This is a genomic window from Flavobacterium solisilvae, from assembly GCF_012911605.1.
GTDB lineage: Bacteria > Bacteroidota > Bacteroidia > Flavobacteriales > Flavobacteriaceae > Flavobacterium > Flavobacterium solisilvae.
The window spans coordinates 43631-66872 of record NZ_JAAMPT010000199.1 but is presented as its reverse complement, the minus strand read 5'-3'; the positions used below and the strand labels follow the sequence as shown (position 1 = coordinate 66872).

Annotated in this window: 27 protein-coding genes; 8 read left to right on the top strand and 19 right to left on the bottom strand. The window is 31.9% G+C overall.

Annotated elements, in window-relative coordinates:
* Positions 1–76: 76 nt before the first annotated feature.
* From G6042_RS03760 to G6042_RS03750, 3 genes are read left to right on the top strand one after another with little or no spacing between them, the layout of a single operon-like run.
* A complete protein-coding gene (locus G6042_RS03760) occupies positions 77–370 on the top strand; it encodes a hypothetical protein (RefSeq protein WP_169522976.1) in 294 nt (97 codons plus the stop codon).
* 57 nt (positions 371–427) lie between these two features.
* A complete protein-coding gene (locus tag G6042_RS03755) occupies positions 428–1174 on the top strand; it encodes a GLPGLI family protein (RefSeq protein WP_169522975.1) in 747 nt (248 codons plus the stop codon).
* Positions 1162–3825 carry a carboxypeptidase-like regulatory domain-containing protein gene (locus G6042_RS03750; RefSeq protein WP_169522974.1) on the top strand — a complete coding sequence of 888 codons (2664 nt, stop codon included), beginning with the start codon at positions 1162–1164 and terminating at the stop codon, positions 3823–3825. Before G6042_RS03755 ends, G6042_RS03750 begins: the two co-directional genes overlap by 13 nt.
* 12 nt (positions 3826–3837) lie before the next feature.
* On the opposite strand, the gene G6042_RS03745 is transcribed toward G6042_RS03750, so the two are convergent.
* The 6 genes from G6042_RS03745 to dapF all read right to left on the bottom strand — a co-directional run bounded on the left by G6042_RS03745 (position 3838) and on the right by dapF (position 8126).
* On the bottom strand, positions 3838–4473 hold the full coding sequence (locus G6042_RS03745) for a peptidoglycan-binding protein LysM (RefSeq protein WP_169522973.1): 636 nt from the start codon (positions 4471–4473) through the stop codon (positions 3838–3840).
* 87 nt (positions 4474–4560) lie between these two features.
* Positions 4561–5475 (bottom strand): DUF2279 domain-containing protein, encoded by a 915-nt coding sequence (locus G6042_RS03740; protein ID WP_169522972.1) that lies wholly within the window; start codon positions 5473–5475, stop codon positions 4561–4563.
* A 37-nt stretch (positions 5476–5512) separates the two neighbouring features.
* A complete protein-coding gene (locus G6042_RS03735; RefSeq protein ID WP_169522971.1) occupies positions 5513–5680 on the bottom strand; it encodes a hypothetical protein in 168 nt (55 codons plus the stop codon).
* Positions 5681–5734: 54 nt separating this feature from the next.
* Positions 5735–6763, bottom strand: coding sequence for an endolytic transglycosylase MltG (gene mltG, locus G6042_RS03730; protein WP_169522970.1), 1029 nt, complete (start codon positions 6761–6763; stop codon positions 5735–5737).
* Between the two features lie 12 nt (positions 6764–6775).
* Positions 6776–7306 (bottom strand): GNAT family N-acetyltransferase, encoded by a 531-nt coding sequence (locus tag G6042_RS03725; protein WP_169522969.1) that lies wholly within the window; start codon positions 7304–7306, stop codon positions 6776–6778.
* A gap of 37 nt (positions 7307–7343) precedes the next feature.
* Positions 7344–8126, bottom strand: coding sequence for a diaminopimelate epimerase (gene dapF, locus G6042_RS03720; protein WP_169522968.1), 783 nt, complete (start codon positions 8124–8126; stop codon positions 7344–7346).
* 121 nt (positions 8127–8247) lie between these two features.
* On the opposite strand from dapF, the gene G6042_RS03715 reads away from it, so the two are divergent.
* From G6042_RS03715 to G6042_RS03705, 3 genes are all read left to right on the top strand, one after another.
* The gene (locus G6042_RS03715; RefSeq protein WP_169522967.1) at positions 8248–9636 is read left to right on the top strand and encodes a S1C family serine protease; all 1389 of its coding nucleotides are present in this window, start codon (positions 8248–8250) and stop codon (positions 9634–9636) included.
* 147 nt (positions 9637–9783) lie between these two features.
* The gene (locus G6042_RS03710) at positions 9784–11232 is read left to right on the top strand and encodes a glyceraldehyde-3-phosphate dehydrogenase (protein WP_169522966.1); all 1449 of its coding nucleotides are present in this window, start codon (positions 9784–9786) and stop codon (positions 11230–11232) included.
* 255 nt (positions 11233–11487) lie between these two features.
* Positions 11488–11862: a hypothetical protein gene (locus tag G6042_RS03705; protein ID WP_169522965.1), complete on the top strand. Its 375-nt coding sequence runs from the start codon at positions 11488–11490 to the stop codon at positions 11860–11862.
* Positions 11863–11874: 12 nt separating this feature from the next.
* Here G6042_RS03705 and G6042_RS03700 read toward each other — a convergent pair whose 3' ends face one another.
* The 10 genes from G6042_RS03700 to G6042_RS14650 form a co-directional block, all read right to left on the bottom strand.
* Positions 11875–12513: a hypothetical protein gene (locus G6042_RS03700; RefSeq protein WP_169522964.1), complete on the bottom strand. Its 639-nt coding sequence runs from the start codon at positions 12511–12513 to the stop codon at positions 11875–11877.
* Between the two features lie 106 nt (positions 12514–12619).
* Positions 12620–13654 carry an ATP-grasp domain-containing protein gene (locus G6042_RS03695; RefSeq protein ID WP_169522963.1) on the bottom strand — a complete coding sequence of 345 codons (1035 nt, stop codon included), beginning with the start codon at positions 13652–13654 and terminating at the stop codon, positions 12620–12622.
* Positions 13654–14364, bottom strand: coding sequence for an NRDE family protein (locus tag G6042_RS03690; RefSeq protein WP_169522962.1), 711 nt, complete (start codon positions 14362–14364; stop codon positions 13654–13656). The genes G6042_RS03695 and G6042_RS03690 overlap by 1 nt, the downstream gene beginning before the upstream one ends.
* A complete protein-coding gene (locus G6042_RS03685; protein WP_169522961.1) occupies positions 14352–14840 on the bottom strand; it encodes a DinB family protein in 489 nt (162 codons plus the stop codon). Before G6042_RS03685 ends, G6042_RS03690 begins: the two co-directional genes overlap by 13 nt.
* 53 nt (positions 14841–14893) lie before the next feature.
* Positions 14894–15283, bottom strand: a complete 390-nt coding sequence (locus G6042_RS03680; RefSeq protein WP_169522960.1) for a DoxX family protein — start codon at positions 15281–15283, stop codon at positions 14894–14896.
* Between the two features lie 4 nt (positions 15284–15287).
* On the bottom strand, positions 15288–15746 hold the full coding sequence (locus G6042_RS03675; RefSeq protein WP_169522959.1) for a YHS domain-containing (seleno)protein: 459 nt from the start codon (positions 15744–15746) through the stop codon (positions 15288–15290).
* 86 nt (positions 15747–15832) lie between these two features.
* Positions 15833–16732 (bottom strand): hypothetical protein, encoded by a 900-nt coding sequence (locus G6042_RS03670; RefSeq protein WP_169522958.1) that lies wholly within the window; start codon positions 16730–16732, stop codon positions 15833–15835.
* 4 nt (positions 16733–16736) lie between these two features.
* Entirely contained in the window at positions 16737–17153 is a 417-nt protein-coding gene (locus tag G6042_RS03665) for a DM13 domain-containing protein (protein WP_169522957.1), read from the bottom strand.
* A gap of 81 nt (positions 17154–17234) precedes the next feature.
* Positions 17235–17912, bottom strand: coding sequence for a Crp/Fnr family transcriptional regulator (locus tag G6042_RS03660; RefSeq protein WP_169522956.1), 678 nt, complete (start codon positions 17910–17912; stop codon positions 17235–17237).
* Positions 17913–17998: 86 nt separating this feature from the next.
* Positions 17999–18085, bottom strand: coding sequence for an acyl-CoA dehydrogenase family protein (locus G6042_RS14650; RefSeq protein WP_394352779.1), 87 nt, complete (start codon positions 18083–18085; stop codon positions 17999–18001).
* 228 nt (positions 18086–18313) lie between these two features.
* Here G6042_RS14650 and G6042_RS03655 point away from each other — a divergent pair, with 228 nt between their 5' ends.
* Positions 18314–18742: a hypothetical protein gene (locus G6042_RS03655; protein ID WP_169522955.1), complete on the top strand. Its 429-nt coding sequence runs from the start codon at positions 18314–18316 to the stop codon at positions 18740–18742.
* 86 nt (positions 18743–18828) lie between these two features.
* On the opposite strand, the gene G6042_RS03650 is transcribed toward G6042_RS03655, so the two are convergent.
* Positions 18829–19965: an acyl-CoA dehydrogenase family protein gene (locus G6042_RS03650; protein WP_169522954.1), complete on the bottom strand. Its 1137-nt coding sequence runs from the start codon at positions 19963–19965 to the stop codon at positions 18829–18831.
* A gap of 95 nt (positions 19966–20060) precedes the next feature.
* Here G6042_RS03650 and G6042_RS03645 point away from each other — a divergent pair, with 95 nt between their 5' ends.
* Positions 20061–21128 carry an anhydro-N-acetylmuramic acid kinase gene (locus G6042_RS03645; protein WP_169522953.1) on the top strand — a complete coding sequence of 356 codons (1068 nt, stop codon included), beginning with the start codon at positions 20061–20063 and terminating at the stop codon, positions 21126–21128.
* Here G6042_RS03645 and G6042_RS03640 read toward each other — a convergent pair.
* Positions 21125–21502 carry a PH domain-containing protein gene (locus G6042_RS03640; protein ID WP_133533814.1) on the bottom strand — a complete coding sequence of 126 codons (378 nt, stop codon included), beginning with the start codon at positions 21500–21502 and terminating at the stop codon, positions 21125–21127. The genes G6042_RS03645 and G6042_RS03640 overlap by 4 nt on opposite strands.
* A gap of 104 nt (positions 21503–21606) precedes the next feature.
* A complete protein-coding gene (locus G6042_RS03635) occupies positions 21607–23241 on the bottom strand; it encodes a pyruvate dehydrogenase complex dihydrolipoamide acetyltransferase (RefSeq protein ID WP_169522952.1) in 1635 nt (544 codons plus the stop codon).
* Position 23242 lies beyond the last annotated feature (1 nt).

The window sequence follows — 23242 nt, the reverse complement described above, 5'->3', positions numbered from 1 at the left end:
CGCTCACACAATAAAATAGCAAAAGGACGAAATCTAACCACACAAGTCCTTAATTGTGTAAAATAATATAATAACGATGAAAAAAATAATGTTTTCTTTAGCATTTATGCTAATCGGTTCGTTTGCTTTTGCAAACAGTCAAAACCAATTAAAAAAAATTGATTACAAAGAAGCTACTGAATTAATTGCTTCTTTAGACACTTATTCCACAGACTATTCTATAATTTTTAAAGACACGAATTTTAACTCTGATAATAAAACTAAAGTTGTTGATTGTCTCCTCAAAATTACATTTCAATTTGAGGATGGAACTAGTCAAACAATTTATGTACTAGTTGAAGGCAAAAGCTGTAAAGAAATTCTAGGATAATTTTTAACTATGAACTCTAGTTACTAAAAAACTAGAGTTCATTATGTCTTTAGTTTTATGAAAAAAACAATCTTTATCATATCAATAGTTCCATTACTTACATTTTCACAAACTTATTCGATAGAATATAATGTTACTCTAAACTTTCTGAACAGAAAAGGAACATTAACTTTCAATAATGCTGCAAATTCTTTTTATGTAGAAATTCAAAACGAAAAAAAATCAGATGAAGAAAAAATGGACGAAGATGGATCATATAGAAACCAAGTATTTTTGGGTAACAACACCGAAAAAAAACCTAGATATCAACTATATAACAAAGTAAAAGACACTTTATTAAACATTGATTATATAAAAGATAAGAAAATTATTTATTTTGAACCTTTTCAAAAAATGAACTGGAATATCAGTGATGAGACTAAAAAAGTTTCAAACTATATCTGTTATAAAGCCAGTACTACTTTCAGAGGAAGGAATTACTATGCTTGGTTCACTTTACAGATACCTATAGACATTGGTCCATGGAAATTTAATAATTTGCCAGGAGCAATTTTGGAAGCTTATGATGAAACCAATTCTTTTTCGTGGACAGCAACAAAAGTTGCAACCAGTGAAACTGAGACTAACATAGAAGCAGAACCTCATATAAAAAAAATTTCGTTAGAAGAATTTATAAAAGAAAATGAAAAATCTAAAAATGAAATGGCTAATCAAATGATTTTAAAATATGTTGAAAGAGGTGCTAAAATTTTAAAAACCGAAACTACTGGCGGAAGAGAAATAAAATTTGAATGGGAAGAATGAAAATAACCATCACTTTTATCTTTACGCTACTATTTTTATCGGTTCATTCTCAAAACAAAATCACTGGAGTTGTTAAGAATGAAAAATCCGAAACCATTCCTTCGGCTAGCATTATCCTAAAAGATAATTCGGAAAAAATTATTGCTTATACTTACTCTGATGCTTTTGGAAAATATTCATTAAACACTGATAAAAAAGGTGAATTTATTTTATCGGCAAACTCAATGGGGTTTGAACAAAAAAAAGTTAACATCATCATCAATAACAACGAAAATAAAATTTTTGATTTTACATTAAAATCAAAAACTACCGAACTTAACGAAGTTATCATTCATGCTGAAAAGCCAATAACTATAAAAAAAGATACCATAACTTTTTTAACTTCTGCATTTCTACAAGGTAATGAACAAGTGGTTGAAGACTTACTAAAAAAAATACCTGGATTAAATATTGATGATAATGGAACAATAAAAGTAGGTAATCAAGAGATTGAAAAAGTAATGATCGACGGCGATGACATGTTTGAAAAAGGATACAAACTACTTACTAAAAATATGCCCGTAAATCCAATCGAAAAAGTTGAATTATACCAACATTATTCCAACAACAAACACTTAAAAGGAATTGAAAACAGCGATAAAGTTGCGCTTAACTTAACCTTAAAAGAAGATTATAAACGACAATGGTTTGGAAATACAACTTTGGGCTACGGATTATTTTCTGAAAATCGATATGAAGTAAAAGGAAACTTGATGAACTTTGGTAAAAAATCCAAATACTATTTTTTAACCAACCTCAACAATATTGGCTATGATGCAACTGGAGATGTTAACCATTTAATTCGTCCATATCGTTTTAACGAACCAGCAAGCATTGGCGATGACCAATCAGCTTCTACTCTATTAAGTATAGGAATGGACAAACCCAATCTTAAACCCAAAAGAGTGAATTTCAATAATGCCGAAATGTTATCTTTGAATAGTATCTTCACACTTTCTCCAAAAGTAAAACTAAAAACACTCGGGTTTTTAAATACTGATGAAAATGACTTTTTCAGAAACAGTTTTCAATCCTTTTCCATCGGAACAACATCTTTTGAAAACACAGAAGATTTCATTGGCAGAAAAACTCAAATTACAGGTTTTGGAAAAATTGATTTGATTTATGATATATCAAAAAACAAAACACTGGAATACACTGGAAAATTTAACAAAACCAACGAAAAAAACAGAAGTAATCTATTATTTAATAACGACTTACTGAATGAAAAATTAAAAAACAACAATCAGTTGTTTGACCAAAAAATTGTTTTTACCAATAAATTCAAAGAAAACAAAGTTTTCCTTCTTTCGGGTAGATATATTAGCGAAAAAACACCTCAAAACTATTCTATAAATCAGTTTATTTTTGAAGATTTATTCCCAGAAAATGCTACTAACACCAAGCAATACAGCCAAAATAAAATGCAATTTGCAGGAGTTGAAGCTCATATTTTAGACAAAAAGAAAAACGGCGACTTACTGGAAATTAAACTTGGAAATCAATTACGAATAGACAATTTAGACACTCGCTTTCAATTGTTAAACAACGATAATTCTCTTGTTTTTCCTGATGATTATCAAAACAGATTGACTTATACCTCGAATGATTTATACTTTTCTACAAAGTACCGTTTTAAGCTCGGCAAATATACTTTAGTCACACAATCTGATTTTCATCATTTATTCAATCAAACAGAAAACTTTGGGCTAAAATCCAATCAAAATCCTTTCTTTATTGTTCCAAAAATTGGCTTAGATTGGGAAATTAATAAGAAAAACAAACTCGTAACATCCTATTCTTATACTACAACAAACACAAGTGTTTTAGATGTTTATTCAGGTTTTGTACAAACAGGTTTCCGCTCGTTTTCAAAAGGATTAGACGAATTTAATCAATTGAATTCATCAAGCGCTATTTTAAATTACACCTTCGGAAATTGGGGTGATCGCTTTTTTGCCAATACTTTTATGATGTATTCCAAAAGCAATGATTTTTACAGCACAAATTCCGTTATTGCTCAAAACTACTCACAATCGGAAAAAATTATCCTAAAAGACCGTGAGTTTTTATCAATTTCAACAACTATTGATTACTATTTTAAAACCATCAAATCCAATTTAAAAATCAATCTTGGAACGACAAAAACCAATTCTAAAAACATAGTTAACAATTCTAATTTAAGGGAAATAAAAAACCTGAATGCTGATTATGGATTAGAATTGCGTTCGGGTTTTAAAGGATTTTTTAATTATCATTTAGGTTCAAAATGGAATTATAATCAAGTAAAAACAACTATCGAAAACTCGTTTACCAACAATATGAGTTTTCTGGATTTATCTTTTATTTTCAACCCAAAATTCAATGTTCAATTACAAACTGAACGCTACTTTTTTGGTAATTTAGACCGAGAAAACAACAAATACTATTTCCTTGATTTAGAAACTCGTTATATTGTAAAAGAAAATAAACTAACCTTTTCTCTTTCTGGCAACAATCTCTTTAATACCAAAACATTTAGAAATTATAGCATCAACGACATTAGCATTTCTAAAACCGAATATCGATTACAACCAAGATATGTATTACTAAAAATGGAGTATCGATTTTAAGTTTTGTGACAACTACTTCACCTTCGCGTTCTTAACTGCAGGAATTGTATGAGTTTCATAACCAGCAAAATCACGCAAGTACTTTTGGATTGAAGTTCCATAAGCATCTTTTTTCACTCTTGCGCCATTGGTTTTAAAGAATTTTTTAACCGAACCAATACCACCAAGATGTGCTGCAGCTAAAATCCCCGATTCGGTGATTTTTATGCCGTTAATTACTTTACCTTCATATTTAGTAATGTAATCTCGCAGTTCGTATTTGTTCTTAGAAAGCAAGGTAACAAATGCTTTTTCTTGAAGTTTTGGATTGTTCAAAAAGTGCAAACTATCGTTAACACCAATAGATTTAAGCGTTTCTGAACCAAACTGATACTTACCTAAATAGCCAAGCGTATTGACTTTATGGTATTTCCCTTGTGATTCTTTAAAAGCGATAGCCTCTTTGTAGCCAATAAAAAACTTGCCGGTAAACGGAACGTTTAAATTAGTATAATCATCGCTTTTCTGCGACGGAAACACATAAAGTAATCCTTCGTCATTATCAGCAAAAAACCAGTCTGAGATTTGGGAATTATGAGGTTTAAAACCTGAACTTATAAAAGCAACTGTTAGTAGGATAGAGGTGTAAAATATACCTTTTTTTATCATCAAATTTAATTTCTCAAGCGCTGTCACCGACATGAAATTTCTGGCGCAAAGATACAACTAAAAAATATAAATCTGAATATCAACCACTTAAAAATACACCCAATGAAATTTCGTTCCGCCTAAACCCTTGATTTCAAACGTTGGAGCGGGAATTTTAATGGTGTTAAAAACTGTTAAAATTGTCTTAATAAAATGAGATTTTGTCTCAATTTTGGTCAAATCAACGTCCAAACTCAAGTAAAATTGTCGGTATCTTTTATCAGTTGGAAGAAAAACAGTGTTAACAAACTCATCTTTACCAGTAATCATGCCTTCTGCTCCATAACCAACAGCAACGTTTAGCCATTTTGGAACCACTTTTGAAGATTTAAAAAACGAATGAATATTTGCGGATAACCAATAGGTTTGACCGTTGTAATCTTTCAAGATTTGTTCCGAAAAAGAACTGCCTAAAACATTTGGTCTTGAGGATGCATAAGGCGTTGTGTGAAAAGAAAACTTCGGTACAATTCGCTGTTCATCCCAAAGTAATTCTTGTGAAACAAACAATGCTGTTCCCGAAACATTGGCTGCAACATCTCCAAGCGATGCACCCCAATTTGCCGAAAATCCATCGAAAACCTCAACCGCAGTTAGAAACGTTAATCCTAATGTTGAACCATAAAGTAGTTGTGATTTTTTATCGGCACCAGACCATTTCAAAGCATTGGCACCAAAACTTCCCAAATGATAAGCCGAAAAAACATGTCCAGCTTTGTCCATTTGCAACCATTCGGCATTATCGTTAATAAAATGAAAATCAGAACGCGGATAATCGGCATACCAAGCTTGATTTAAAGCAATCAAAGTCGCTGAACCAATGACCGCTTCAGAAACAATAACGGTATTCAATCGTTTTTTATGTAAACTATCGGAAGGTTTGAAAAAATTATCGAAGTTATTTTGGGAAAAGACAGTAAAAAAATTCAATAAAAAGACCAGTAAAAAATAATTTAATTTCATCAAAGTATTTTAACTGTTTTCAATAAAAGTAAAAAAATCAATCCCATTCATTTCTCATCTTTTTTTGAATAGAAAGTGCGTCACCTTTAATAGTATTTTTACCAAAAACATTTCTTAAAGATTTTTTAGATTTAGATTTTGCAAACTTCAACAATAATTTTTCAAGTTCTATTTTGGAAGTCTTATTTTTGATGATAATCGTCATACTGCTTTTTATTCAAATTTACATTTATTTAGCTAATTTTCAACTATTTTAACATTATCTTTTCGTTCCTTGAGCGTTCATCCATTCAGAATATTTTTTTGCATTTACTTGATGTGCTTCATATGTAGAGGCAAAAACATGATAACCAAATTTTTCAACACTTGCACAAAAATAGATATAGTCGTGTTTCTCGGCATTTAAAACCGCATCAATAGCATCAACATCAGGCATTGCAATTGGTCCTGGAGGCAAACCTGTATTTTGATAGGTATTATAAGGTGAAGCGATGAACAAATCGTTATACAAAACACGTTTAATCACTTGGTTAAAATCGTTGTCTCTTAATTTTAAAGCATAAATTACGGTTGGATCAGCTTGCAAAGGCATTTCTTTTGCTAATCTATTCAGATAAACACCTGCAACGGTTGGTCGTTCACTCTTTTTAGCAGATTCCTTTTGTACAATAGATGCTAAAGTTATTACTTGAACTGGAGTTAAATTAAGCGCTGTGGCTTTGGCAATTCGGTCTTTGTTCCAAAATTTATTGTATTCTTCGAGCATTTTATCTCTAAATTTTTCTGCCGAAATATTCCAATATACTTGATAGGTATTTGGCAAAAACATGGCAAAAACAGTTTCGTTTGAAAAACCATTTTTTTGTAAAAAATCAGTATCTCTAAACGCCGCCAATAATTTTGTTGTATCAGGTTCAATTTGAGAACTCAATCGTTCGCAAAGATTTTCCAATCGTTCTTGATTATTAAAAGCCAAATCCACTGGAACATTTCTTCGCATCGCACCAACTATTTGAAAGGTATTCATGCCTTTTTTTAGTAAAAATCGTCCTGGTTTTACATGGTCTGGATACGAACGTAGTTTTGCCATGATTTCAAAACTGCTCATGCTTTTTACATAAGGCGAAATGATTTTCTTGACATCATCATAGGTTGAACCTGTTGGAATTTCAACAAAAAACTCTTCTTTTTCGAGTTGTGTATTATTGGTAAAAAAAAGAAAAAAAACAGCCAAAACGGCTACTAAAAAAAGCCCGATGATGACTTTAATAACTTTTGATTTTTGCATTGTAAATGATTTCTATTTTTGATTGATTAATTGAAATAATGCTTCGTCAGAGAATTTTCTGTTGTGCAAATTCCAATCTTTTTTTGTTCCTATTTTTTGAAACCCAAATGTAGTAAAAAGTGAAATACTGGCTATATTTTCGGTTCCAATATTGGCATATAATTGATGCAATTGCAATTGTTTGAACGAATACTCTATCACTAATGAAAGTGCTTCTTTACCAAAACCCGAATTTCTATCGATTTCATTTTGAATAATAATGCCAACGCCAGCACGTTTATTTTTGGCATCAAAATCAAATAAATCAATCAAACCAATAGCTTCTGAAGTTTGATTTTTACAAATAGCTAAACGAAGTTGTTTAGCTTCATAAATATCTTGATGTGCATTTTCTAGATATTGTCTGATGAGAAATTTGCTGTAAGGTGTTTGCGTATTACTAACTTCCCATATGGTTTCATCGTTTTCTATGGCATAAACAAACTCCAAATCTTCGGGTTCAAGCGCACGCAGATAAATATTTTGTCCTTTTAAAGTTGTCATTTATAAAAATCTAAAATCATCAATCGTTATTCTTCAATCAAAAATCAACTTCGCCTTCAAAAACAAAAGTCGCTGGACCAATTAAATGCACGTTACTGTAAACTCCATTGTTTTTTTCAAAAGAAACTTCTAGTTTTCCACCTTGAACATCCAATTCGATTTGGTTTGCTGTTGTTTTTCCTATAGCATTCATAGCAATCGCAACCGCAGTTACGCCAGTTCCACATGACAAGGTTTCATCTTCTACTCCACGTTCATAGGTTCGAACGGCAAAATGATTTTCGTTAATTTGATTAACAAAATTAACGTTGCTTCCCGCTTTTCCATACAAATCGCTGTAACGGATTTTAGCTCCGTTAGTTGCTACATCAAAATGTTCCAAATCTTCAACCAACGTTACATGATGTGGAGAACCAGTATTTAAAAAAACATAATCCGATTGAATATTTATTTGGTCAACGTCTTTCATTTGTAGTGAAACAATTCCGTTTTCAGAAATGGTAGCATGATGTAAACCATCGGTTGCAATAAAAGTAGTTTCGTTGTTTATCACATTCATTTTTTTAGCAAAAGCTACTAAACATCGTCCGCCATTGCCACACATTGAGCTTTCGTTTCCATCAGAATTGTAATAAACCATTTTAAAATCTGTCGAATTGTCATTTTCTAATAAAATCAAACCGTCAGCACCAATGCCAAAACGTCTATCACATAATTCTTCAATTAATTTGGTATTATTTTTGGAAAAAATATTTTGACGATTATCAATCATGACAAAGTCATTGCCTGTTCCTTGATATTTATAAAACTTAATTTTCATGGTATAAAGATATGAAATATTAAAGAGAAGTTAAACTCTGTTAAACGAGCGTTAAAAGATATTTGTCAGATTTGTTAAAATTATAATTTTACTTTAAAATAATTCAAAAATAGTAAACACAATGAAACAGTTATCGAGTTTATTTTTAGTTTCTTTACTTAGTGGCGCAACGACTCTTGGCGCATACAAATTATTTATCGAAAAAGACAATCGAAATTCAATTGTAACAACTTCAACCAATTCATTTGGAAGAACGGTTGGTTTAAACGGTGAAGCTATCGATTTTACTGCAGCTGCCGAAAACGCAGTTCACTCGGTTGTTCACGTAAAAAATGTTTCGGTTAGAACGGTATACAATCCAATATTAGAATATTTTTATGGTTCGCGCGGCGGACAACAACAAGAACAAGTTGGAACTGGTTCGGGCGTTATCATTTCGGAAGATGGTTATATTGTAACCAATAATCACGTGATTAAAGACGCAACCGAACTAGAAGTAACACTAAACAACAACAAATCATACAAAGCAAAACTCATTGGAACCGATTCTAAAATGGATATTGCACTGTTAAAAATTGATGCCGATGAAAAATTACCTTATTCCACTTTTGCCGATTCTGATGCTGTGAAAGTTGGCGAATGGGTTTTAGCGGTTGGAAATCCTTATAATTTGAATTCAACGGTAACTGCCGGAATTGTTTCGGCGAAAGCCAGAAATCTTGACACACGCGGAATTCAATCGTTTATTCAAACTGATGCCGCTGTAAATCCTGGAAATTCTGGCGGTGCTTTGGTTAACACTCGTGGCGAATTGGTTGGAATTAACACTATGATTTCATCACCAACAGGAAGTTATGCTGGTTACTCGTTTGCTGTTCCTTCAAATATTACTAGAAAAATCATCGAAGATTTAATGGAATATGGAAACGTTCAAAGAGGAATTCTAGGTGTTGAAGGTGGCGAACTGAACAGCAAAGTTTCCAAAGAAATTGGCATTGAAGAAACCGAAGGATTTTATGTAAGTAGCGTTTCTAAAAATTCAGGAGCCGAAAAAGCAGGTTTGCAAAAAGGCGATATCATTAAAAAATTAGATAATCAAAAAATAAACACTTTTGCTGAATTATCAGGTTACATCAATTCAAAACGACCAGATGACAAAGTACAAGTTACCTTTGTTCGCGATGGAAAAACAAAAGTTGTTCCAGTTACTTTGGTCAAAAAAGAGTTATTCAACACCGAATTCAAAGGTTTAGAATTGGAAGATATTAATTCCTCAGACAAAAAGAAATACGGGATTGATTATGGCGTAAAAATCAAAGATGTAACCAGCGATGCTTTGAAACCTTATCAGAATCAATTGAAAGGAAATATTATTTTAAAAGTTGATGATCAAAAAGCAACTGATGTAGAAACCATTTCTACTTTTTTAAATAGAAAAGGTGAAGATAAAAGTATTAGCATTCAAATGATTAACAGAATGGGACAATTATCCCAAGTTATTATCCAATAAAAGTTAAGTATAAAAGGTTGAAAAACCAATCCATTCGTGGGTTGGTTTTTTTTATTTAAAAATTTTAACGAAATCGTTTTCGTTAGTAACTTGATTATACTATTTTTGCGCCAAAATTTAATTCACACAACTTAAACTTATCTTTTTATGAGTAATCACAATTCATACGAAAAAGAATTATCCTTTCAAGCTGATCGTCGAAAGGCAGGCGTTGAACTAATTAAAATCATTAGCGATTTATGGTACGACAAATCCATTGAATTAGTTCTTTTTAGAAATCAATTAATCGATAGAAACGTTAGTGACATCATTAATTTTCACGAATATGCATGCGAATTCGTAAACAAACCAATCAATATTTTTGATTCTGTTGAAATTGCACAAGCTATTCAAAATCTAGATTTACCGCCATCGCGAATTGACATTGGAAAATTGACTTATGAATATCATTTAGAAGATAATAAATACAACGATAGCAAAGCTTTTGTTATCGACAAATTAAGAAATGCCAAAGAGTTTAAAATCCAAAAACCAAAAGACGTTGTACTGTATGGTTTTGGTAGAATTGGTCGATTGTTAGCTCGCGAAATGATGAGCAAAATTGGAAAAGGACAACAACTTCGTCTTAGAGCAATCGTTACTAGAGATAAAAATGATGCCGTTCTTTTAGAAAAAAGAGCTTCATTATTACGATACGATTCGGTTCACGGCGATTTTGAAGGTTCGGTTTCTGCTGATATCGAAAACAATGCGTTAATTATCAACGGAACAACCGTTCACATCATTACTGCAAATTCTCCCGAAGAAATTGATTATACTCAATATGGAATTGACGATGCATTATTAATCGACAATACTGGTGCATATACCACAGAAGAAGCTCTGAAAAGACATTTAACTTCAAAAGGTGTTGAAAAGGTATTATTAACAGCACCAGGAAAAGGTATTCCAAACATTGTTTATGGTGTTAACCACGAAGATTATAATCCTGACGATGTAACTATCTATTCAGCCGCTTCGTGTACAACCAATGCTATTACGCCAGTTTTAGCCGTTATCGAAGAAACGCTTGGCGTGGTAAAAGGTCATATCGAAACGATACATGCTTATACTAATGACCAAAATTTGGTTGACAATATGCACAAAAAATACCGTCGTGGTCGTTCAGCAGCATTAAACATGGTTATCACCGAAACTGGTGCTGGAAGTGCTGTTGCAAAAGCATTACCGAGTTTAGCTGGAAAATTAACTTCAAATGCTATTCGTGTTCCTGTTCCAAATGGTTCGTTGGTTGTTTTGAATTTAGAAGTTGAAAAAGAAACTTCACTAGAAGAAGTAAATTCAATCATGAAAAAATATGCTTTAGAAGGCAATCTTGTAGAACAAATCAGATATTCATTAAACAACGAATTGGTTTCATCAGATATAGTTGGATCTGCGCAACCATCCATTTATGATAGCAATGCTACGATTGTTTCTCCCGATGGAAAAAGCATCGTAATGTATGTTTGGTATGACAACGAATACGGTTATAGTCATCAAGTAATTCGTTTGGCTAAATACATAGCAAAAGTAAGACGCTATACTTACTATTAGTAGAAAAAGAAATTATTAGTTCAAGTAAAAACCGTCGCGTTATAACGAGACGGTTTTTTTATGTCTTTATTTAAAAATCATAAACTTAAACTTACTTTTAAACCAAATAATTCCGCTAAAAAACATTCAAAATCGTTAAACAGCAAGACTTGACATATTAAGTAAGATTTTTTAGTTTAAATAATGCGAAAAAAAATTGCAATGATAAAATTAATTTTATACTATTGTAACACCAACCCACTCAACTAACTACTAATGAAAAAAATGGTTCTTAGCATTTTCTTGCTAACTCAAATCGCTTTTGCACAAGACGGCAAAAAAATCCAAACCTACTATTATGGCTACAACGGAATGGAATTAATTGCTAAAAGTTCCAAAAATGTAGTCATCATTAGTACATTTAATTCCAAGCCAACTATTAGAGAAGAAATTGCTCAAAAAGTATATTCGCTTTTTACTGAAAATAAATTGCAAGACAACACTAAATATACTATCAATGGCAATCAAGCTAATGTTACTGGAAAATGCATTATTAAAAAAAGAAACAATCTAATTGCCATTGAATTTCATTATGAAAAAGTAGAATGGTATTCAGGATTGATAGAAGTGTATAAAAAATATATAGGATAAAAACATCTCAAACTACTTACAATATTTTTTATAAAACTTAAATCCTTGAAAAATTCCCAATATTACAAAAACGATAGGAATAATAAACTGGAATAAAAACAGTTTAAAGAATTCAAATTCTAAAGTTAGGTAGTTAAGTGAAAAAATCAAAACTAGCATTCCTGAAAATGTTCCAAAAACAGTTCCAAAAACGTAGAAATATTTTTTATTTTTAGAAATTTCGATAAAATTTCCATTCAATAAATACAAATTCCAACTCGTCCAAAACGGAACTTGGATAAAGTTTAAACTACTCAAAATCAATCCTACTACAAACGGAGAATAGTTTACATATCGTTCTAAAACAGATGGATTTGTCGTTTCTGAAGAAGCGCTTGTATAGAAAACAAAAGCCAAAACAAACATAAAAACAACTGAAAATCCTTCGATAAATTTTAGCAGTTTCTGATTAGCAATTAACTGATTAGCAAATAACAAAGTAAAATAAATTACAAAAAACTCAATCGAAATTACACCTAACAGATAAAATACTGTTTCTTTAATACCAAATTTTTTAAAAACATCATATCCAACAACATTCAAATAGCCCAACGGAATTGAACCAATGAAACTGATTAAAAATCCTATGAATATGTTTTTTATTTTTATCACACTTTTTTAAACTAACTTTTCATTTCGACGAAGGAGAAATCACATCAAAAAAAATAAAATTATGAGATTCCTCCTTCGTCGGAATGACATAAAAATGCTTTACAAATTAAAAATTAACTATTTTTTTACTCTGTTCTAAATGCAAACGATATTGTTTCATTCCTTCTTTATGAGTAAGATACGGAAAACCACGTTGGTGATTTTGAACACTAATTTTATACATATACGAAATGTGTCTGGCTAATTCTTTCCAAGCAAAAAAGATGGAATGCTTTGGATCATAAATGTGGGTTGGTTCGCTTGCTGCACCGTTCACTTCTACAAGCAGAAAGTTTTTGCCTTCTTCAAGTTCGTCCCAAGAATTGTACATTACATCCATGCGACCAAAGTAAAATTCATTCATTTGCAGACACATTTCATCAATAACTTTAGTCAATTTTTCAGAAATCAAATGGCTGTAATCCAAAAATTTAGCACCGCGAGCATGATTGCCATAAGGAACTAAATTGCGTTTTTCACCCTTTTGTAAAATTTCATTCAAACCCCAACCATATTCTTTCATCAATGCGTTTAATTGGAGTTCATATCTTGGATTTTTTAGAATTAAATCTAAAATGGTTGCATTCCCATCGCCTTCAACGATTAAAAATTCTTTGGCAACAATTCCTGTAATTTTTCCGTGCAATTCATTTGGAAAACGAACATAGAAAATACCAACTTCATTTGGGAAAGGAATTAATTCTTGGAGTAAATAATCAAAATTTGCTTTCGTGTGGTAGTTTTTTAAGTCTTCTATATTCTGAATTTTTTTCACTGCCGAACCGCGTAAACCAATATCTGGTTTGGTTATAAAAGGAAAATCAATTTTTGATTTTTTTAGTATATTTTCGACTTCCTCAAAAGGTAAATCTTCTTTAATGTAATCTGTTTTGGGATAGAATTTCTGCGGAATTAAACCATAAATTTCTTTCTTACTATCCATAATAAATCCGCCGTTTTTCATGGTTGGATTACTAGCATTGAAGAAGAAAATCGTTCGTGCTTTTATCGCATAAAATGCCCAAAGAAAATAAATCGGAATGTAAACAATTTGAAAAGGCCAATATTCCCAATGGAACAATTTGTGGAAAAATAATTTCATTAAATAATGATAAAAGCATGGTTAAACGAATCATTTTTCATCAAATCGTAATGTGAAATTTGAACTTTATTCTTTTCAACTACTGCTTGAGTTATACTAAGTGTTTTTAGCGCATCATTCCGATTGATAACTAAACCATGTTCTGTATTTTCTTCTTCGGTATAGCGATGAAAATTAAATAGTTCCGCTTCGTTTACTTCTGGCTTCGTGTCTAGGAAAGTATTGAACCAATTGGCTCTTTTTTCTCTAATTGCTGCCGAATACAACGTTGATGATGACCAAATATGATTTTGAGTGACATCTAATGCTAGAGTAGTTTTTTCGATTTCATTCCAGCGCAATTGGTATAACTTTTGGTCTTCAAAAAGCACCAACGTAAAGGGTTCAACATTTTCTAAATCAATAGTTTGCCACATTTCTAAAGGCGAAGTTTCACCTATCAACTCAAGCACAATTAAACCTCTACTTCTGTTGTATTTTTCTTTGAGAATATGCTTTTCTTCGGCACCATTGAGTAATACTAGAACATTGGAATTTTCATCTACAGCAAACCAAGTTCCGCCAGCTTTTGGATCTTTTGGAAAAAAAACATTCTTAGTATTAATTTGATAATTTTTGGGTTCAATGGCTGATGGTCTGAGTACCTTTTCATCACGATTGGACGTAATGATGGTTTTGCCATTGGAAGAAACAAAACTTACTGTGCACATTGTTTTCTGTATTCGATTGTAGAACGTGCAACGCCAAAATTTTCATCAATTTTAATTGTTTCTGATTGAATAACTGCCACTTTTATTAAGGCTTGATGATGAATACAATGTTCTAAATTATACAACAATTCGCGATTATAGTTGGTATCGATTAATAATTCTTCACCATCAATGATTTGTTGCAATTGAAGCGATTTGTTTGGTTTTTCAATTTGATTTAGAATTTGCAAAATGCATTTTTGAGCAAAATCCGTATTGGTTTGAATATGATAATCTCTTTTTCGAATATCGTAATTCACTATTCCGTTTTCATATTGATTTTCAAGACATTGAAACATTTCAATACTATGTCGTGTATGTTCTCCAATGGTTGCATTGCTTAATTGATGACAAGGACAAGAATAATCAGTATCTGAAATTTGCGACAATAAATCTAAAAGTTCGTTTAATGTTTTGGTTATAGAGGCAATCAACATATGGAAATAAATTGTTTAATAGTGTTATTTACGATTTAAAGACTGCACTGGTTTTAGAATTCTAGTCGTAACAAATTCGGAACTTTATCTTTTTGATTAAAAATTAAAATTAAACAACACAAAAGTGTAATTACTGCTAAGACAAATAATGTTCCTCCATCGTTTTGAATCTCAATTCCAAGTACAAATATATGTGAAAAAATAGCACCAAGCATCGTTGCGAATCCTAAAACTGCACCAAGCAAAGTTGTTCTTGGAATTAAGATTAAAATAGAGGCAATTAATTCTACAATTCCCGAACCAATTCTTCCAAAAGGTTCTATTCCTAGTGTACTAAAAATATAGACACTTTCGGGTGCAGCAGTGAATTTAAAATATAATGTTTGTAGTAAGATTATAACCGCTACAAGTTTAATAATCCAAATAAATAAAGTGTTTTTCATTGGTTTAGTTGTATATTTTTTTCCAATTAGTATCTGCTTTTTTCTTCAAATTGGTTTCGTCTTTATTCCAACTCTTGAGTGTATTATTAAAAAACGCATTGTAAAACAGATACAATTTCCCGTCAATAATTTTAAAAGTCTCTGGATTGATTTCTACTTTTTCGCCATAATCGCCCATCGCAAAAGCACACCAACCACCATATTGCGGCTCATAACTTGATGGGTTTTTTAAAAATAAATCTTTATTGGCTTGACTTGAAAAATAATAAACAACACCATCATGTGTTGAAGCTAGAGTTGACTTTCCTTTTACCGCTTTCTTTTGAACAAAATAAGCTACTGGATCATAACCTTGAATGGCTACTTTTTTTTCTAAATTATAATTGCTAATTCTTTTAGCGGCATTTTGACCAAATGTTGTCATTGAAAGGAAAGCAATGGTCAATAAAAAAATGTTTTTCATGATACTAAATTGTTTTAAAATTTTATAATACAAAGATAAATTGGCTTCCAAAGTCACTTTGTCTGCTAGTTTACATTTGACTTGAATTAAAATAAAAACCGATAATTCAATCCTAAAACAAAGCTTCTAGTCAATCCATCTGGACGAACATCTCTAACTACAAAAGGTGTTGCCACTGAGAGTTCAATGCTGTTTTTTGAGTTGATGTTGTAAATACCAATCAAATTTCCGTTGATGGTTAATCCGTCAGAACCTTTGATTGTCTCTCTGTTGCTAAACTGATTTTCAAAAGTATCTTCGCCTAAATGATAAATAAATAAAACATTCGGCTTGAATAAAAACTTGTTATTGGTTGTTTTTAAGGTATAAATTGTTCTGAAAAGTGCATCCGATTTTCTTTCAAATAAATTCGTGGTAGGAAAATCATCGGAAACAGAAAGTTCATCAAAATAGGAGTTTTTGTTGTTATTGAACACCGGAATTTGAACCGCTAAATTAAAATCCCAAGCTTTGTAATTCAAATTTGTTCCGAGAAACAAATCAAATGTTCCCAAACTTGCTTGATAATCCATTGGCAATGAAACATTGTTAATCTTTGCATTAGCTGTTGTGAATGGAAATTTCCAACCCAACAAAACACTCCATTGCTTGTTGTTTTTTTCTTTAAACTGATAATTTCCTATTAAATAAGCATCGCCAAACTGACCACGAGTTCCAAAATTGCCGTTAGCAAGATTGTAAGTAACTCGCGAACCCAGAGAAAATTGCTCCGTGAATTTTCTTGTGTACGATAGCGTTTGTGTAAAAATGGACACATTTCCATCGCCTTGACCAAGTATTGAATTGATTTCAAAGCTGTTTTTAAACGTTTTTGTTTCTTCTTGAAATGCTTTTCCAATAGAACAAATTCCTGCATCGCTGCAACCTTGCGCATGTAAAAACGAGGTTACAAAAAATAGTACAATTCCAAATTTTAGTGTTTTCATTTTACTAGTTTTGAACTAATTGCGCTATGGCAAAAAGATGGTTATACTGCTGACAATGAATTAAAACAAATGGATATTCGGTCATATTAACCGATGTTGGTATCAAATAAACTGCAGCTGGATTTAGGTTGCCCAAGTTTACAAAATCATCTGGAGAGTTTGTCTTGGAAAGATAGACTTTCAAATCGGGACCGTTTTCAATAGAATAGTCTTCGAGAATCAATTTGTATTGATTTCCTTCGAGAAAAATTTTTGTTTTTCCTTCACCTGAAATTCCCGAAGTAGTTTCAAAAGTACCACTGTATTTTAGTACCGCAAGTTCTTCATTAACTGGAACTTGTCCTACATTTTTAGTAAGAATTCCTTCTTCTTCACAAGAAAAAAGAACCAAAATCGATAAAATAAAAAATAGTTTTTTCATAGCTGTATCATTTTATTGATACAAACTTAAAAAAAGACCTATTTAAGTTTTGTCGGCTACTTTACAAAAGGAGTAAGAAAGCTATAATTTACTGATATCCTCAATAATAATTTCTTTTCTGTTGTAGTAAATAAGGTTTTTTTCTTCCAATTCATTTAACAATAAAGTGGCGGTTTGCCTAGAAGTACAAATGATTTGAGCGATATCGGTTTGGGTTAAATAATTACTAATTGTATATTTTTTTCCTTCCTGAATTCCTTCGCGTTCTGCCCAATCTTTTATAAATGAAATCAATCTGGTTCTTGCGTCTTTGGAAACCAAATTGGAATAATTGTTCTTAAAACGTTTCATTTTCAGTCCAACAAACTTGGTGTAAGACAACGCTAGTGATGGATTTCGAACCAATAAATCTTCAAAATCCGATAATAAAAAACTACAAATTGAAACTTCATCGGTTAAAACCTTAGCATATTCATTGACGTCGCCATCATTTTCTAAGGACAATTCGCCAAATAAATCTCCTTTTTGAAGAATTTCTTTTATAGTTTCGTTGCCTTCTTCATCCACAGAAACTATTTTAATGTTTCCTTTTTTTAGCAAATAAATTCGTGGCAAATCTGACGATGAAAAATAAATAATATCGCCTTTGTTAGCTTTTTTAAAACCCGTTATAATACACAACTGTTTGATTTGTGACATGCTCAATGTCCAAAACAATTTATGGTCACGCAAATACCAATATTTTAATTCGTCGTACATAAAAACAAAATCTTTAGTAAAAGTATAAAAAAAACAAACCCCTTTCCATTAAAAAAGAAAGGGTTTCAATTATGAGCATTTTTTTTTTACAAAGTCAATCCTCTTGAAATTACAATGCGTTGAATTTCTGAAGTTCCTTCATAAATATAATTGATTTTAGAATCGCTTTTAATTTATCTAGACAAGTTTTTTATAAGCAAACCTTTAGTCACAATAAAAAAATTTAAAATTAAAGTTTTTAGTTTTGATAAAATCAATACAGCTTTTAAAAAAGTAAAACAAAAAGATTAATTTTGATAATTATGATTTCTGTAGATAATTATATCTTCAATTTAAAAAAAAATCTAATGAAGATTTTCTCAAAAAGTAATCATTGCAGAATTAATGATAATAATAATAAAATGAAAAATATATTTTTACTTTTTTTTACAGTGACAACAATACTAAGTTGTTCAAATAGTGACACTAATGAAAACACTACTATCCCAGCAGAATTAATTGGAACTTGGCAATTTAAAGGAATATATTCATTTGATGTTGTTGACGAAAATGATATGCCTTTGTACACTGCTTATGAAAATGGTGGTTTTATTACTTTTTACGAAAATAAAAATTTCAAACAAATTATTGACAACCTTGAATATACTGGAATGTTTTCAGTTAATAATGCAAACAAACTAATTTTAACTTATGATCCAAATCAAATTGGTCTAAGTACTGAACCTGGAAATTCAAAAATATATTTTTTATCAGAAAATGTATTAAAACTGTCCTGTTTCGATGATGGCTTATGTGATATAATTCGTTACGAAAAAATAGAACCAAATTAAGAGCTTCATTTTTACTATTTTAAAGAAAAAAACCCTTTCAAAGTTCATTCTTTGAAAGGGTTAATTTTTATTATAACTATTCTAAACTATATCAATCCTCTAGAAATTACAATGCGTTGAATTTCAGAAGTTCCTTCATAGATTTGAGTGATTTTAGAATCGCGCATCATTCGTTCTACATGGTATTCAGCTACATAACCATTTCCTCCATGAATTTGAACGGCTTCGTTTGCCACTTCTAAAGCGATTTCAGAAGCATATAATTTTGCCATTGCTCCAGAATGTGCAATATCTTTACCTTCGTCTTTTTCTGCAGCCGCTTTCATTACTAATAATTTTGCCGCTGTAACTTTTACGTACATATCGGCTAATTTAAACGCAATCGCTTGATGATTGAATATTTCTTTACCGAATGCTTTTCTTTCTTTCGAATATTTCAAAGCCAATTCATAAGCGCCAGTTGCTATTCCTAATGCTTGTGAAGCAATTCCAATTCTTCCGCCATTTAAAACGTTCATCGCAAACGAAAATCCGAAACCGTCTGCACCAATTCTATTTTCTTTTGGAACTTTCACATCAGTAAACATCAGCGAATGTGTGTCACTTCCGCGAATTCCCATTTTCTTTTCTTTTGGACCAATTTCAAAACCAGCCCAACCTCTTTCTACTATAAATGCGTTGATACCTTTGTGCCCTTTTTCTACATCGGTTTGCGCAATAACCAAATAAGTCGAAGCCGTTGAACCATTAGTAATCCAGTTTTTTGTTCCGTTTAACAAATAGTAATCACCTTTGTCGATAGCAGTTGTTTTTTGCGAAGTAGCATCGCTTCCTGCTTCTGGTTCTGATAAACAAAAAGCGCCAATAACTTCACCTTTAGCTAGCGGAACTAAATATTTCATTTTTTGCTCTTCCGAACAGTATTTTTCCATTCCTGCACAAACCAAAGAGTTATTTACCGACATAATTACGGCAGCCGAAGCATCAACTTTTGCAATTTCAGTCATTGCCAAAACATAAGAAACGCTATCTAAACCTGAACCACCATATTTTGGATCGACCATCATACCCATGAAACCTAATTCTCCCATCATTTTCACTTGTTCGGTTGGAAACTTTGAGTGTTCGTCTCTTTCGATTACACCTGGTAATAATTCAGCGGCAGCAAAATCTTTGGCAGCTTGTTGAATCATTAAATGTTCTTCGGTTAAATTAAAATCCATAGTATGTATTGATTATGATAGTTGTTTCTTTATTTTTGATGGGCAAAAATAGAATATTAAAGTTGAAATTTCAAACGATTTCGTAAATTTAGAATATGTTTAAAGAAAGTTACAATGTATTGGGAATTATGTCGGGCACATCGCTTGACGGTATTGATATAGCACATATCCATTTTCATAATGAAAACAAAAAATGGCAGTATGACATTCTTGAATGCGAAACGATTGCTTATACATCAGAATGGTTAGAAAAATTGAAAGTCGCTGTTGATTTTTCTGCAAATGAATTAACAAAACTCAACGAAGATTATACTTTTCTCTTGGGAAATACTATTAAATCATTTATCAAAAAACATAAATTAAACAATCTCGATGCCGTTTGTAGTCATGGTCATACTATTTTGCATCAACCTCAAAATGGTTACACATTGCAGATAGGTAATCTTCCCGAAATTGCAGAAATTGTTGGCGTAACCGTTGTTTGCGATTTTAGAGTTCAGGATGTAAAACTTGGTGGACAAGGTGCGCCGTTGGTTCCAATTGGTGACCGAATTTTATTTTCTGAATATGATTATTGTTTGAATTTAGGTGGATTTTCCAATATTTCATTCGAAGAAAATGGAAAACGAATTGCTTTCGACATTTCGCCTGTCAATACCGTTTTGAATTTTTATACGAATAAATTAGGTTTGGCTTATGACGATAAAGGAAAAATTGCCCGAAGTGGCGAAACCGACCTCAACTTGATGGAAGAATTAGATGCTTTGTCTTATTATCAAAAACCTTTTCCAAAGTCATTAGGATTTGAATTTGTAAAAACTGTTGTACTGCCTTTAATGGAAAGCTATGACATAAGTATCGAAGACAAATTGCATACGTTTGTCAAACATATAGCCAAACAAACCGCTTTTGCTTTACCCGATAGAAGCGGAAAAATCTTGATTACTGGCGGCGGAGCTTACAATACTTTTCTATTAGAATCCATGCAAAATTATTTACCCGAAATGAATCTAGTCGTTCCCGATGCAAAAACGTTAGAATATAAAGAAGCGTTGATTTTTGCTTTACTCGGAATTTTGAAACTCCGAAAAGAAATTAACGTTTTAAGTAGCGTTACAGGTGCAAAAAAAGACCATAGTAGTGGAAAAATTTATCCAATCTAAAGAATATGATAGGCCAAAACTTTTTGAACATCATAAACGTTAACCGAACGATTAAATTGTTTTACAACACTAGGATTTAATTCGCTAGAAACCCAAATTTTCAATTCGGCATCAAGTTCAAATGTTCCAGCGGTTTCAATACTAAATCGTGTTATGCTTTTATAGGCAATTGATTTGTATTCTACTTTCGAACCTGTAATTCCTTGTTTTTCAATTAAAATCAATCGTTTTGAGGTAAAGATGAACGTATCTCTAATCAATTTAAAACCTAATTCTACTGTTTCGCCATCAATTAAAAGTTGTCCATATTGTTTGATTAAATCTTCTTGGTTTACCGAACCTGCATTGCCTAACAAGGCTGAAAAAATTCCCATAGTTTTGTTTATTTATAAATTTTAGTATTGTTTTGTTCACACCAAAGTACAAAAAAATCCTATTCAAATTGAATAGGATTTATATAAATTGATTTTTTATTTATTTACGCTAACATCGTCACTGGATTTTCCAAATACTGTCTAAGTGTTTGAAGAAATTGTGCTCCGGTTGCACCATCAACTGTTCTGTGGTCGCAAGCTAAAGTTAACATCATTGTGTTTCCAACAACAATTTGACCATTTTTAACTACTGGCTTTTCTTCAATAGCTCCAACTGATAAAATCGCAGAGTTTGGTTGATTGATAATGGAAGTGAACGACTGAATTCCGAACATTCCTAAGTTAGAAACCGTAAAAGTACTTCCTTCCATTTCGGCTGGTTGTAATTTTTTGTTCTTAGCTTTTCCAGCTAAATCTTTTACATTTCCACCAATTTGAGATAAGCTCATTTGATCGGTAAAACGCAATACTGGAACTACTAATCCATCTTCAACAGCTACAGCTACACCAACATTCACATGATGATTAATAGTAATGGCATCTTCTTTCCATTGCGAATTTACTTTTGGATGTTTTTTCAATGCCATCGCACAGGCTTTGATTACCATATCGTTGAAGGAAACTTTAGTATCTGGAACCGAATTGATAACTGCTCTAGATTTCATTGCTTCGTCCATAGTAACTTCTATCGTTAAATAGAAATGTGGTGCTGTAAAAATTGATTCTGATAAACGTTTCGCAATGGTTTTACGCATTTGCGAATTTTTGATTTCTTCAGAAAAAGTTTCCCCTGCAGGAACGAATGGTTTTACCACAGTTTCAGGTTGCGATTTTTGAGTTTCGGGTTGAGCAACTTGGCTTTGAGCAACCGATTGCGGTGTGAAATTCTCCACATCACTTTTTGTAATACGACCATTTTCACCTGAACCTTTAACTTGAGAAAGATTAATTCCTTTGTCTTTCGCTATTTGTTTTGCTAATGGCGAAGCGAAAATTCTTCCACTCTTTACGGCTTCTGCAACTTCTGTTGAAGCCACAGCAACATTTGAAGTAGTTGTTTCTTCTAAACTTTTTGCTGGTGCAGCTGTTGTTGTTCCACCTTTTTTAAAGTTTTCAGCAACTCCTGTAATATCTGTTCCTGCTGGACCAATAATAGCCAAAACGCTATCTACTGGTGCCGATTGTCCTTCGTTAATTCCTATATATAATAAAGTACCAGCATTAAACGATTCAAATTCCATGGTAGCTTTATCGGTTTCGATTTCCGCTAAAATATCGCCTTCCGAAACTTTATCGCCTACTTTTTTCAACCAAGTAGCAACTGTTCCTTCGGTCATGGTGTCGCTTAAACGTGGCATTGTTACCACTACAACTCCTTTTGGCACCTCAACTGCGCTCGGTGTGACAGTTGATGGCTCTGAAACCACTTCTGAACTTGTAGCAACAGTTTCAGATTTTGTTTCTGTAGCTGTTCCAGAAATTAATCCTGAAATATCTTCTCCTTCTTTTCCTATGATGGCAAGAAGCGAATCTACGGCAGCTGTTTCGCCTTCATTAATTCCTATATATAATAAAGTACCTGAATTGAATGATTCAAATTCCATGGTCGCTTTATCAGTTTCAATTTCTGCTAAAATATCGCCTTCCGAAACTTTATCGCCTACTTTTTTTAACCAAGTGGCAACTGTTCCTTCCGTCATGGTGTCGCTTAAACGCGGCATTGTTATTTTTGTTGCCATA